This is a genomic window from Bacillus sp. 1735sda2, assembly GCF_024159245.1.
In the GTDB taxonomy this organism is placed as follows: domain Bacteria; phylum Bacillota; class Bacilli; order Bacillales; family Bacillaceae; genus Bacillus; species Bacillus pumilus_O.
On the sequence record NZ_JAMYWZ010000001.1, the window covers coordinates 3123040 to 3135985 of the forward strand.

Annotated in this window: 15 protein-coding genes; 4 read left to right on the forward strand and 11 right to left on the reverse strand. The window is 41.3% G+C overall.

The features are described 5' to 3' along the window. Positions 1-22: 22 nt before the first annotated feature. The 3 genes from NKR21_RS16430 to NKR21_RS16440 form a co-directional block, all read right to left on the reverse strand. Positions 23-799: a sporulation protein gene (locus NKR21_RS16430; protein WP_144456382.1), complete on the reverse strand. Its 777-nt coding sequence runs from the start codon at positions 797-799 to the stop codon at positions 23-25. A 177-nt stretch (positions 800-976) separates the two neighbouring features. After that, positions 977-2305 (reverse strand): Na+/H+ antiporter family protein, encoded by a 1329-nt coding sequence (locus tag NKR21_RS16435; RefSeq protein WP_012011128.1) that lies wholly within the window; start codon positions 2303-2305, stop codon positions 977-979. A gap of 141 nt (positions 2306-2446) precedes the next feature. Next, positions 2447-3937 carry a leucyl aminopeptidase gene (locus NKR21_RS16440; RefSeq protein WP_144456384.1) on the reverse strand — a complete coding sequence of 497 codons (1491 nt, stop codon included), beginning with the start codon at positions 3935-3937 and terminating at the stop codon, positions 2447-2449. A gap of 325 nt (positions 3938-4262) precedes the next feature. On the opposite strand from NKR21_RS16440, the gene NKR21_RS16445 reads away from it, so the two are divergent. Beyond that, complete coding sequence (locus NKR21_RS16445; RefSeq protein WP_003212726.1) at positions 4263-4739, forward strand: divergent PAP2 family protein; 477 nt, start codon at positions 4263-4265, stop codon at positions 4737-4739. 43 nt (positions 4740-4782) lie between these two features. On the opposite strand, the gene NKR21_RS16450 is transcribed toward NKR21_RS16445, so the two are convergent. From NKR21_RS16450 to NKR21_RS16465, 4 genes are all read right to left on the reverse strand, one after another. Continuing rightward, complete coding sequence (locus tag NKR21_RS16450) at positions 4783-5427, reverse strand: 3D domain-containing protein (RefSeq protein WP_144456386.1); 645 nt, start codon at positions 5425-5427, stop codon at positions 4783-4785. 100 nt (positions 5428-5527) lie between these two features. Continuing rightward, entirely contained in the window at positions 5528-5848 is a 321-nt protein-coding gene (locus NKR21_RS16455) for a YuiB family protein (RefSeq protein ID WP_088000833.1), read from the reverse strand. An 81-nt stretch (positions 5849-5929) separates the two neighbouring features. After that, a complete protein-coding gene (locus NKR21_RS16460; protein WP_157957789.1) occupies positions 5930-6055 on the reverse strand; it encodes a YuiA family protein in 126 nt (41 codons plus the stop codon). 128 nt (positions 6056-6183) lie between these two features. After that, positions 6184-7401 (reverse strand): NAD(P)/FAD-dependent oxidoreductase, encoded by a 1218-nt coding sequence (locus NKR21_RS16465; protein WP_186299639.1) that lies wholly within the window; start codon positions 7399-7401, stop codon positions 6184-6186. 390 nt (positions 7402-7791) lie between these two features. Between NKR21_RS16465 and yumC the strand changes: the two genes are divergently transcribed. Continuing rightward, positions 7792-8790: a ferredoxin--NADP reductase 2 gene (gene yumC, locus NKR21_RS16470; protein WP_012011135.1), complete on the forward strand. Its 999-nt coding sequence runs from the start codon at positions 7792-7794 to the stop codon at positions 8788-8790. 46 nt (positions 8791-8836) lie between these two features. Here the strand turns inward: yumC and NKR21_RS16475 are convergent, their stop codons facing one another. Continuing rightward, on the reverse strand, positions 8837-9043 hold the full coding sequence (locus NKR21_RS16475) for a hypothetical protein (RefSeq protein WP_012011136.1): 207 nt from the start codon (positions 9041-9043) through the stop codon (positions 8837-8839). A 195-nt stretch (positions 9044-9238) separates the two neighbouring features. Between NKR21_RS16475 and NKR21_RS16480 the strand changes: the two genes are divergently transcribed. Next, positions 9239-9655 (forward strand): hypothetical protein, encoded by a 417-nt coding sequence (locus NKR21_RS16480; protein ID WP_012011137.1) that lies wholly within the window; start codon positions 9239-9241, stop codon positions 9653-9655. Positions 9656-9775: 120 nt separating this feature from the next. Here the strand turns inward: NKR21_RS16480 and erpA are convergent, their stop codons facing one another. From erpA to NKR21_RS16495, 3 genes are all read right to left on the reverse strand, one after another. Continuing rightward, complete coding sequence (gene erpA / locus NKR21_RS16485) at positions 9776-10138, reverse strand: iron-sulfur cluster insertion protein ErpA (RefSeq protein WP_012011138.1); 363 nt, start codon at positions 10136-10138, stop codon at positions 9776-9778. Between the two features lie 73 nt (positions 10139-10211). Then, a complete protein-coding gene (dapF, locus tag NKR21_RS16490) occupies positions 10212-11066 on the reverse strand; it encodes a diaminopimelate epimerase (RefSeq protein WP_144456390.1) in 855 nt (284 codons plus the stop codon). A gap of 270 nt (positions 11067-11336) precedes the next feature. After that, a complete protein-coding gene (locus NKR21_RS16495) occupies positions 11337-11573 on the reverse strand; it encodes a YuzB family protein (protein WP_003213414.1) in 237 nt (78 codons plus the stop codon). Between the two features lie 255 nt (positions 11574-11828). Here NKR21_RS16495 and NKR21_RS16500 point away from each other — a divergent pair, with 255 nt between their 5' ends. Then, the gene (locus NKR21_RS16500; RefSeq protein WP_012011142.1) at positions 11829-12896 is read left to right on the forward strand and encodes an NAD(P)/FAD-dependent oxidoreductase; all 1068 of its coding nucleotides are present in this window, start codon (positions 11829-11831) and stop codon (positions 12894-12896) included. Positions 12897-12946: the final 50 nt, after the last annotated feature.

Genomic DNA, 12946 nt, shown 5'->3' on the forward strand with positions numbered 1-12946 from the left:
GCATTAGGCTCTTTTTTCATCATTACTCTGCGTATTGATCGATGATTCCTTCTAGCATCCCTTCAAGCACTTCTATATCTTCAAGATCTGCTGGACTGAAACGGTAGCGTACCAGCTGTTCTCCATCGTTATACATCTCCTCAAGCCACCCTCTGAGGCCTCTTGCTCTGCGGTCGACTTCAAACACAATGTCTAAGCCGCCTTCATCTATTAGAAAAATCAACTCTAATTCATCAAGCATATAACGATAGACATCTGATGTCGGAATGAACTCGAATTCTTGGACGAATGGCAGGCGGCGCTGGAAGTAAGGGGCTTGCTCACAGTCTGCTTCGTTCAGGTGGAAGCCAAGATTTCTAGTGGCCTCCAGTACATTTCTCACCCAAGGATGTGCTTCAACGAAAATGCGGTCATAGTCTGATTTATCAATTCCGCCTTGGATATCAAGGTCTGTCATTACTGCAATTTCTACTTTTCCGATCGTCATCGGGGTATCGATAGGAAGAATAAATGAAAACGGAAATTCATGTTTTTCTTCAGGCTGGATGGTAAAAAAATCCGTCACCCGTAAAGTAAAGATATTCACATATTTTCTATGCTCTTCATCATCTTTTACAATCACATACTGTGTTTGAATCTTGACATTGATATAGCGAATGTCCTGAGAGATTTTCCCGCCCTTTACATGGACGGTTCCCCTTACATCTTGTCCTGGATAATAGGCGTTTTTCTCCAAAATGGTATCTACTTTCGCTGCACCAATCCCAGCACTTGCCGCTAGCTTTTTAAAAAATGACATCTCGCATCTTCCCCTTTTCATTTTTATCAGCATATATACGTAAGAAAGAGAAAGAAAGATTCATTTCATTCATACTTTAGTCCTAATTATTTTCAATCTTCACAAAGTAAATAAATGAAAAAACATCACACAAAAAAGCTTATAGAAAAAACAACGTTTTCTCTACAAGCTTTCATGTTAAAGAATAATTGCCGCAAGCCAGCCGAATAGGACAAGCGGAACATTATAAAATACGAAGGTTGGAACACAAGTACCCCAAATGTGGTGATGCTGTCCATCCATATTCAATCCAGATGTCGGTCCAAGCGTACTGTCACTTGCAGGTGAACCTGCATCCCCAACAGCCGCAGCTGAACCAATAATAGCAATGGTAGCTAGTGGGCTAAATCCTAGGTGCATACATAACGGAACAAAAATGGTTGTAATGATTGGAATCGTCGCAAAGGATGAACCGATCCCCATTGTCACAAGTAAACCAACTAATAGCATTAAAATGGCCGCTACGCTTTGATTGTTTCCAATGAACTGAGAAGATGCTTTCACTAGTTGTTCAATATCTCCTGTTTTCGTCAATACGTTGGCAAACCCAGCCGCTACAAGCATGACAAAGCCGATAAATGCCATCATATTCATACCGGAAGTAATTAGCGCATCCGCTTCATCTCGTTTCATCATGCCTGTGGCAAACAGAACAAGAAGGCCTGCCAGTGCACCGAAGATCATACCTTCCACACCAAGGCTTTGAGATAAATAAAGCTGGACAATAAGTGAAACAAGGATAGCCAGCACTGCAAGCAATAAACTCTTTTTCGTATAAGCTGATTTTTCTACGTCCGTGATATCTCGATCCTCATATACCCTTGGTTTCCGATACACGAAAAGTGAAATAAGAAGTCCGAGCATCATGCCCCCTACAGGAATAAGCATGGCTAGTGGAACATCTGATAATTGTACAGTTAATCCTGCCTCTTTCATGTTATCACGAAGCATTCCGTGGAAAATCTGTCCAAAACCGACTGGAAGTAAAATATATGGTGCAGTGAGTCCGAAGGTCATGACACACGCTAGCAGTCTGCGGTCAATTTGAAGCTCGTTAAACACTTTTAATAATGGCGGAATTAAGACTGGAATAAAGGCAATGTGAACTGGAACGACGTTTTGTGAAAAACAAGATACGATCAAAATCACAAGAATGATCAGTACTTTTGATAATGTTTTTCTTCTTGAGTCGCCTTCTTTTCCTAGAAGCTTCACTGCCCCTTCAACCATGGCGTCTGGAAGACCTGTTTTCGTCAGCGCCGCAGCAAATGCCCCTAATAGCGCATAACTAATCGCCACTGTCGCATTTCCTCCGAGACCATCCGTAAAGGCTTCAACTGTTCCTCCAAGGCCTAATCCACCTGCAAGTCCGCCAGCTAAAGCACCAAGTGCTAGGGCAATAACCACATTGACCCGCAGCAAGCTTAATATCAACATTAAAAGAACCGCTATCACAACTGCATTCATGATGAAACCCCCGAAATCCTTTAGTTTACTAATGTAGTAGATAATTAAAGTACCAACGTATGTTACCATAGAAAATTTTCTTCGTCAAATGGCGTATGGCCTACATAAAAAAGGCCCCGCCAGTTGGCAGAGCCTCATCCTTTATTTCTTACCTTCAAATCTTTCCACAAAGGTGGCAAGTGACCGTACCATCACACCTGTCGCACCTGTTGGCCCAAAGCATGAAGGCTTTTCTGTTGTGGCTGTTCCTGCAATATCCAAGTGAACCCAAGGCGTATTCTCAGCGAATTCACCAATGAATGCTCCTCCCATGATCGCATGTCCATCACGGCCTGGTGAGTTATTAAGATCCGCCATTTTGCTGTTTCGTACGCGCTTTTTATCTTTTTCGGTGATTGGCAGCTGCCAAATCATTTCTCCGCATTCTTCTGATGCCTCTTTAAACTGGGCATACAGTTCATCGTTATTCGTCATGACGCCTGTTGTCTCATTTCCAAGTGCCACAATGACTCCGCCGGTTAATGTCGCCACGTCTATAAGAACAGAGGCACCGTGCTGTTTCGCATATGTCACCCCATCTGCTAAAACAAGACGACCCTCTGCATCCGTATTCAGTACCTCGATTGTTTTACCGCTAAGCGACACAATGACGTCATCCGGTTTCATGGCATCAGCTGAGATCATATTATCGGTTGAAGCAATGACAGCAATGACATTTTGCTCTGGGCGCAGTTCACCGATGATTTCCATGGCACCTAAAACAGACGCTGAGCCGCCCATATCAGTTTTCATCCCAATCATACTGGCTCTTGGCTTTAATGAATAGCCACCGGTATCATATGTGATGCCTTTACCGACAAGCCCAATCACGTCCGTCCATTCTTCCTTGCCTTGATATTTCAGAACGATGAGCTTTGGTGGTTCTGTTGAGCCTCTATTGACAGCTAGAATCCCGCCCATTCCGAGCTCTTCCATTTGTTCTTTATCTAAAATTTCAATTTCAAATTCGTATTTATATGCAAGCTCTGCCGCGTACGAAGCCAGATCAGAGGATGTGAGCATATTCGGCGGCATGTTCACGAGGGTACGAGCCGAATTGACGGACTGTCCGTAGACCTCGCCCACTTTCAGACTTGCCTGAATTTCAGTCGTATCATGATCCGTCATTGCATAAACAAACTCAATAAAGCGATCCGGTTCATTTGTTTTATGTTTAAAATCTTGTAATTCATATGTAGCTAAAAGGCAGCTTTCAGAAAGGGCATGGGCTGCATCTTGGGCAGGCAAATCCTTTCCAATAAACGTATCCAGTAAAACCGAAACCGCTTGCTTTTTATCTTGATGAAGCTTTCTAAATAAATGTGCAAAACCTTCTTTTGCCTCTTCAAACGTGTAATCTGATTCCTTCCCAAGGCCGACAAAATAAATGCGTTTGATGCCTGTTTCAGGGGATGGGAAAAACTTCGAAAGCTGATTTCGTTTAGATGAAATATCGCCTTCTTTTAATAATTCAGTGATTCGTCCTTCAAGTAATTCATCCATTTCTTTTGCTTTTCCTGATAATTGGCTCTTTTGAAAAAGTCCGATCGCCAGTGTATCTTTATGTTGCAATTCATTTGTCGAGAAAAACATATTTATCACACGCTCCTTCAATGAACTCCATTTTTCACATTGGAACTTCTATTATATCAAAATTTGCGGGTCTATACGATCATTGCCAGTCTGTCTTTACTTGATGAACATTTATATTTTCACACGCGGAAGGGCATCATGAAAAAGCGATGAAAACTTGGACAGCCCGTCCGCGTCTCCTCGTTCCACATCTACTTTCTTTAATGTTATAATTGAACATGGACTTGGCAGCTTTTGAATCTGCTATCATTTTTTCATCATACTAGGATACACAGTCCATCATTTTGCACGATATTTTTTCTTACAGAGAGGATGTTTCTTGTTCATGAGCGTACTGACGAATTTTCCGCTGCTTGCCAGTCTTGCAGCCATCTTTTTTGCTCAATTTGTAAAAGTACCGATTCAATTTATCATTTCTAGACGACTAGATTGGTCGCTCATTACAAGCACAGGCGGAATGCCAAGTTCACACTCCGCAGCCGTAACAGCACTCTCAACAGCAGTGGCTTTAGAGCACGGGCTCAATACATCGATCTTTGCGATTTCCGCCATCTTTGCGATTATTACCATGTTCGATGCAACAGGTGTACGCAGACAGGCAGGAGAACAGGCGACTGTACTGAACAAGCTCGTAACAGATTTTAACCGATTTGTTTCTGAAGCAAAGAATTTCCCGAGTGCGGAAGAAAAAGAAAAGCAAAAGAAATTGAAAGAGCTTCTTGGTCATAAGCCGATTGAAGTCTTCTTTGGCGGCTTAACAGGGATCTTACTGACACTCATCTTAGACTATTACTTCATGTAGAAGCGAAAAAAGCTTTGGACCTAAAACTTGTCCAAAGCTTTTTTTATTCTTTATTGGCTTGAAACTGCTGACGGAATACTTGCATTGATTTTGCTTCATTCAGCTCGTTCAAGTCTTTTTCCGTTAACGTTCCTTCGCCCTTCTTGATGACATACACATCGAGCACTTTTTTGCCCCATTCTCTATACACATCATCTACGGTTTCATAGTATAAATCAAGCTTATGACCTTTAATGGCTTTTCCCGTATCTGCGACCACTCCGTAGCCATAGTTTGGGATAAAGAGCACCGTTCCAATTGGAAAGACGGATGGGTCCGCCGCCACAGTTGAATATAAATCACGTTTTACTTTGACGCCTGAATATGTAATGCCATATGCATGGTGTTCTTTCGTTTTACCTGTTGATTCCACACCTGCTGTATAACCTGTGGCAACAACCTTTTGCTTCGGGTAATCATTCCAATTAAACGCTTCTTCGAGAGAATTAGCCCGCAACTCATCACTTTTGAGTGCCATCGTTTCTCTTTTTTGCTGTTGGAAAAAAGAAGATACTTGCTTGCCAGGATCCGCCTCTTTCACCCAGCCAGCTACATCACTTGCTTCAACTCCAGATATGCCCGTAAAGCTTGTCAAAAGAGCAAGCATAAAAAGGGCTGTCATGAACAATCGTTTCATCCATGTTTTCATCTTTATTTGTCACTCCTCTACCCATCTATTTGTTTCCAAACAAAATGGAAACTATACAAAGGAGAAACAAAAAAAACCCACTTGCCTATCTACAAGTGAGTTAAAACATTTGATATCCTCTTTTTCGAAGTGCATTAATGACAACACCTGATACAATTGCACCAATCAGACCGCTTAACAAGATAATAATATCAGCCGCAGCGAGAGAGACTATGCGGTCTCCTATACCTGAAAAAGCGATGCCCGGTTCTCTCACATAAGCGATCATCTTTTGATTGTTGATAATGAAAAGGCATACAATTGGATATAAAATAGCCATTATCCATGACATTCTCAGCAGCATATTGAGCAAAAAGCCAATGCCGAAGAATAACACGAAAAATAAAATAACGGAAATAATAACGACTGGTAAACTGATCACTTCATCTCCACCCCCAAATATCCCATCATTAGTTTAACTTGGAAATAGAGATGAAGTCAATCAATGGAAAAAGCAGTTAGATTAAAGCTTCTTCCCTGTCCCTTTACATTCCTCACATGTTTCAGATCCGCCGAGCAATAGCTGAAAATATCCTTTCCCCGAACAATATTGACAGGTGGACTTTTTTTCTTTTGTATGTGCGTTCATATTGCTCACTCCCTTATCTAAATTTTCTGATAATTCATCATACCATACTTTATTCCCGATCACCAAGTAAGAAAATCTGTCAAAAAAAAACGTGCATCACGAGGATACACGTTTTTGTCTATATCGGTTTAGAAGAACTTGAATTTTCCTTTTTTCAGAACAAGTCCTGGTCCGCCAACCATGAATAAAGAACGGTTGTCGATGATTTTCTTCATGGCTGAAGCTTTTGTTCCTTGAAGTTTCTTACCAAACGCAACACCTACAGCGTCATGTTCACCAAGAGAAGCAACTGTTCCTTTGATGTCTGGCTTAAAGTTTTCAAGAGATCCACCTTTCACTAGTGCTCCAAGGTTTTTCGCTACTGTTTCACCTTGCTGCATTGCGATTTGTGCAGTTGGTGGGTATGGACGGTTGATTTCTTCATTGATGATCAATGAACAGTCACCGATGATGAATACATCATCATTTTCTGGTACACGAAGGTCTGGAGAAACTTTTACGCGGCCGCGCATGTTTTCAAATCCAGCTTCTTCAACGATTGGGTTACCGCGTACACCAGCAGCCCAAACAACAGTTTCAGCTTTGATTTCTTCAGTATCATCGTCTTTTCCAACAATGATGCCTTCAGGCGTACATTCTTTGATCGCTGTACCAATTTTGAACTCAACACCTTTACCTTGAAGGTAGTTCATTGCATAGTCGATCAATTCAGGATCGAATCCTGGAAGAGCTGTTGGTGCAGCTTCTACACAGATGATACGTACGTCTTTTTGATCAATATCATACTCTTTGCAAAGCTCAGGCACACGGTTTCCAAGCTCACCAAGGAACTCAATACCTGTGAAGCCCGCACCGCCGACAACGATTGTCAAGCGCTCTGTACGTTTTTCAGCTTCCGTATTATACGTCGCAAATTGAAGTTCAATGTGCTCACGAAGCTGACGAGCAGAGTTGATGTTAGAGATTGAGAATGCATACTCTTTCAGTCCTGCAATACCAAATGTTTCAGGAACAGCACCAAGCGCAACAACAAGGTAGTCGTAAGAAAGTTCGCCATCTGATGTCACAACTTTCTTCTCTTCCTTATTAATGCTTTCAACTGTTGCTTGTACAAAGTTGACACGGGAACTGTTAATCACATCTTTGATTTGGTAACGACAGCGGTCATGATGAAGCGTACCTGCACTTGCTTCATGTAACCATGTTGTTTCGTAATGATAATTATGCTTGTTCACAAGAGTAATGTCCGCATCATTTGTGCCAAGCTGTTTTGTTAATCTTGTTACAGTCATTAATCCGCCATAACCTGCACCTAATACAACGATTTTCGGTTTATTCACTGGAATCACATCCACCTTTTTTAAATTTGCTGTAAAACGGATAAAGAATTACATATCGTTATTCTCAACCGATTTCCGGCATTTTATGAAATTTAAACAAAAAATAAGTATGTGAAAATCTGAACTTTCACCTACATAAAACGAAAGCATTTGACCGTATCCGACAAAAATTCATAAAAAATTAATATTTAGTTCCCTTAACAATAATAGCGAGTTCTGATCCAATTTTCAAGGCTTTAAACTGAAAATCCTTATGTTAAACGGTCTTTCTCACTTTTTCCTCTTTTTCAAAGCTACGGCATCAAAAAACGACAAGTTTTTCAAAACAAGTCAAACGACGATATGTGGTATGATATGATATAGTGATAACAATTTTCATTTGGGAGGATTAAAGGAATGCAAGAAGATTCTAAGGTATATGACATTACCGTTATCGGGGGCGGCCCAGTAGGATTGTTTACTGCGTTTTACGGTGGCATGAGACAGGCAAGTGTGAAAATCATTGAAAGCCTTCCTCAGCTCGGCGGTCAATTATCCGCTCTTTACCCTGAAAAATACATTTATGATGTGGCTGGTTTTCCAAAAATCCGCGCACAAGAATTAGTTGATAACTTAAAGGAACAAATGGATAAATTTGATCAAACCATTTGCTTAGAACAAGCAGTTGAAACGGTTGAAAAGCAGGCAGATGGGATCTTTAAACTTGTAACAAATCAAGAGATTCATTATTCTAAAACGATCATCATCACAGCTGGTAACGGTGCATTCCAACCGAGAAAGCTTGAGCTAGATGCAGCAGAATCATTTGAAGGAAGCAACCTGCATTACTTCATTAATGATTTGAACCAATTTGCCGGGAGACGTGTGGCCGTTCTTGGCGGCGGAGACTCTGCAGTGGACTGGGCGCTGATGCTTGAACCTATCGCAAAAGAGGTTTCCATTATTCACCGCCGAGATAAATTCCGCGCACATGAGCACAGTGTAGAAAACCTTCACAACTCGAAAGTCAATGTCGTGACGCCATTTGTCCCAACGGAGCTTATTGGTGAAGACCGCATTGAACAGATTGTGCTAGAAGAAGTCAAAGGCGACAAAAAACAAGTGCTTGATGTAGATGACGTGATCGTCAACTTCGGCTTTGTTTCCTCCCTTGGACCAATTAAACAATGGGGCCTTGAAATCGAAAAGAACTCGATCGTCGTGAAATCCACAATGGAAACAAATATTGAAGGCTTCTATGCGGCAGGAGACATCTGTACGTATGAAGGAAAAGTCAAATTGATTGCCAGCGGATTTGGTGAAGCACCAACGGCTGTCAACAATGCGAAAGCCTACATGGACCCGAAAGCCCGTGTACAGCCTCTTCATTCCACAAGCTTATTTGAAAACAAATAAGCGAAAGCAAAAAAAGGAGTTCCCACAAACGGAACTCCTTTTTCGTCTATTTAAAAACCCCAATATAGGCATTCGCCATTCCAAGTACCATTGCAGCAAGTAGCACCACAACAATCCCTGCCACAACCAAAATCACCCGATCCTTCACACGTTCCTTTTTCGGAAGCGGCTTCTCAATCCCGCAAGCTGGACACGTTTTGGATCGATACGGAATCAGTTCATGACAGTTCCTGCAATTGATTTGTTCACTCAAACCTCAGCAACCTCTTTTCTACCTACAGTTTATGTTTGGTTCTCATGATACTCTTTTCGGGTGGAAATAGCCAGTTGTGAGAGCAAGCTGTAACAAATTTGAGCGATTTATAAATAGTTGAAGTGAGAATGAAGGTTTCATCTGATCAACCGATATAGGAAAGGAAGAAGATCTTAATGAAGGATAGGTGGAAAGATGCTAAAACGTTTCATAATCAGTTTGATCTTGTTACTGATGATTGGTGGCTCAGTTGAACTGTTTGCAAAAGACTATAACAAACATTATGCGCAGTTCGCAGCAGGATTGAATATGGATATTGATCAACTAGAACCTTTTTTAAAGCGTGTGTCCACTTCAATTTTAGATTCTGGTTTGAGTGTTCAAGAAATCAAACAGATACTCTCCAAAGTTCAAAAAATGAATCAAAACAATGAAACGAAAAAAATGGGCACTTTTGAAGTGGTGTACCATGAAAAACCAGCAAAGATTAAAATGGTGATTGAAGTTCATGTGGAAGATGGCAATAAAGAAGTGGTGATCTATATGTTTAGCACTCAGGAGCTTGTGGATGTCTTGGATAAAGAGCTGTTGAAAATAGAAGAAGCAATATGAGAAAGAGACACTGCATGAGTGTCTTTTTTTATGGCTTTCTTCATCAAAAAAGCCTCCTCAATCGTGTTGTTTACAAAAAACAAACGAACAAGAAGGCTTATCTTCATTCACGATCAGTTGTTAACACTCTTCCGGCGTACCGGTATTCGTCGCTGTTCTGAAAGAAGAACCGCATCCGCATGAAGCAATTGCGTTCGGGTTGTCAATGGTGAAACCGCCGCCCATTAGTGATTGTTTGAAATCAATGATGGTTCCATTCATGATATCAAGGCTTTCGGAGTCGACAAGGACCTGAATGCCTTGCTGTTCGAACTGCGTGTCTTTCTCTGAAACTTCATGGTCAAAGCCCATGCCGTATGAAAGACCGCTGCATCCGCCGCCTTTTACGCCTACTCGCAGAAACGCATTTTCTTCTTCATGTTCTTTCATCATATCTTTAATCTGCAGTGCAGCAGCTTCTGTAATGGTTACTGGTGTACTCATGATCATCCCTCCTTTTGACTGGATGTTTCTTTTCAATTATAAACGTGATGGTGCCTTTTCTCAAATAAATGGTTTACAGATAAAATGTGCCGTCACAAATCGTTTCAGCAGGTCCTGTCATCAGCACATGCTCATTGTCTTTCCAGCGAATGATGAGATCTCCGCCTGCTAAGTGAACCGTCATGTCTGTTTCCTTTTTCGCCTGTCCATTCATAATCGTGGATACGGCAGCCGCACAAGCACCCGTTCCGCAGGCTTGAGTAATGCCAGATCCTCTTTCCCACACGCGAAAATGCAGCTCTGTTTCACTCACCACTTCTACAAATTCCACATTGACGCCTTCTGGGAACATATCGTGTTTTTCGATGATTGGCCCAATTGTATCCAGCGGTGCCTTTTCAATGTCCTCTAAATAAAACACGATGTGAGGATTACCCATTGAAATAGCCGTTCCATTTAAGGTCGTCGTGCCAAAATCAAGCGATTCATTAATCGTTGTGCTTGCTGGTTCACCAAGCATCGGCATCGCTTCTTTTTCAAAACGAGGCTTCCCCATATCTACTGTTACTAAATGAACGTGGTCATCCTGCACATGAACGGTCGCTTCAACGAGTCCTGACAATGTCTCAATCTGGAACGTTGTGTCTGTAACGATTTGATGCTCATACACATATTTTGCGACGCAGCGCAGACCGTTGCCGCAGTTTTTCCCCTCTGATCCATCATTGTTGAAAATGCGCATTTTCACAGGTGCAACATCTGATGAGCAAATAAGGATCATTCCGTCTGAACCGATTCCTGTGTAAACAGAAGAAACCTGGATTGCTATCTCTGATAGCTGCTCTTCTGGAAGCTGTTCCTTCATCTGATTGACGTATATATAATTATTTCCTAATCCGTGCATTTTCGTGAATTGAAATGATGTCATGAGCTTCCTCCAAAAATGTTGTTTCTTTATAGTATAAAAGGAGTCGATTCAGGAGACAATCTTATCATCCCCCGTTTTTCATACATAAAAGCTCTTTGCTGCCATGGCAAGGGGCTTTTATTATGCATATGCCTCATTTTCTCTCGTGTGATGCTTCATTTTGGTGATATTTTATTAGCATAACATATTGGATGCGCTTTCTATTCATTCTCCTTAAAAATGGAAACCAAAAATATGAAAAAAATGCACCTCATGACCCATGTGGTGCATTTAAAACATCTCATTTTCCTCTATAAAAGCATAAATACGCTCGACTAGCTGCTCTGCATTTTCTCCGGAAACAAATTCTCCATTCACGAGTGCAAATGGGGAGTCCATACATTTGCCGCAGTAGCTTAAACAGCCGTATTCCATAACGTCTAGGTTTGGGTCTTTATCAAGCTTCTCTTTTGCTTCTTGAGACCCTTGCGCAAGATTACTTACACAAAATTCGATCAGTGGGAACACTTTGCTTCACCTCACATTGCTTTACCATCCTACCGAAATTCCTTCTATTAGTCAAAACATGAGCTTCACCTGTATCGTTACGCCTATTCCTCGTAAAATGTTTTACTATTTAGGACTAACTAATGAATATGTAGGTTATTTTGAAACAATTATTGTGGTTTCACAGTAAATTCGATATAATTTTATTTGGTATTTTAACTTAAAGTTTTTTAGTATAAGTGTTTTTCAATGTCTACGGGGAAAAGGAGAATCGTCATGAAAAATTTAGTCTTGATCGGCGGAGGTTACGGGAATATGCGGGTTCTCCACCGCTTATTGCCAAATCAATTACCTGATGATGTTACTATCACATTAATTGATCGAAATCCTTACCACTGTTTAAAAACAGAATATTATGCACTCGCTGCTGGAACGATCTCTGATCACCACATTCGAGTATCATTTCCAGAGCATCCGAAGCTGGATATTCAATATGGGGAAGTAGAAAAAATTGATATTGAAAACAAACAAATCTTATTTAGCGACCGTGAACCCATTCCTTATGACGACACGGTGATTGGACTCGGCTGTGAGGACAAGTATCATAATGTCCCTGGTGCGAAAGAGCATACATACAGCATTCAAACCATTGATCAGTCAAGACATACGTACAACAAATTAAACAATTTGAGTGCAGGTGCAACGGTTGGTATCGTCGGTGCTGGACTTAGCGGGGTAGAGCTAGCCAGTGAATTAAGAGAGAGCCGTGCTGATTTAAACATTATTCTTTTCGACCGTGGAGAGCTGATTCTATCAAGCTTCCCAAAAAGATTAAGTTTATATGTGCAAAAGTGGTTTGAAGAAAATGACGTAAAGATCATTAACTGTGCGAATATTACGAAGGTTGAAGAAGGTGTTGTTTATAACCATGATGATGCCATTGAAGCAGAGGTCATCGTATGGACAGCAGGTATTCAGCCAAGTAAAGTGATACGAGAGATGGATGTTGAAAAGGACGCACAAGGCCGCGTCGTATTAACACCTCATCACAATCTCCCTGGAGATGAGCACGTCTATGTTGTGGGTGATTGCGCAAGTCTTCCGCATGCTCCAAGTGCCCAGCTTGCCGAGGCGCAGGCAGAACAAATTGTCCAATCTCTGCAAAAACGCTGGAAAAACGAGCCGCTTCCTGAGGCTTATCCTCAGTTTAAGCTAAAAGGTGTCTTAGGATCTTTAGGGAAAAAAGCTGGCTTTGGCTTAGTAGCAGATCGTCCACTTGTTGGTCGTGTACCTAGACTACTAAAATCCGGACTTCTTTGGATGTATAAGCATCACAATGGCTAACATCATGTGAATTTGATCTCAAAGCTCCTTCTCGTCGAGGGAGCTTTTTT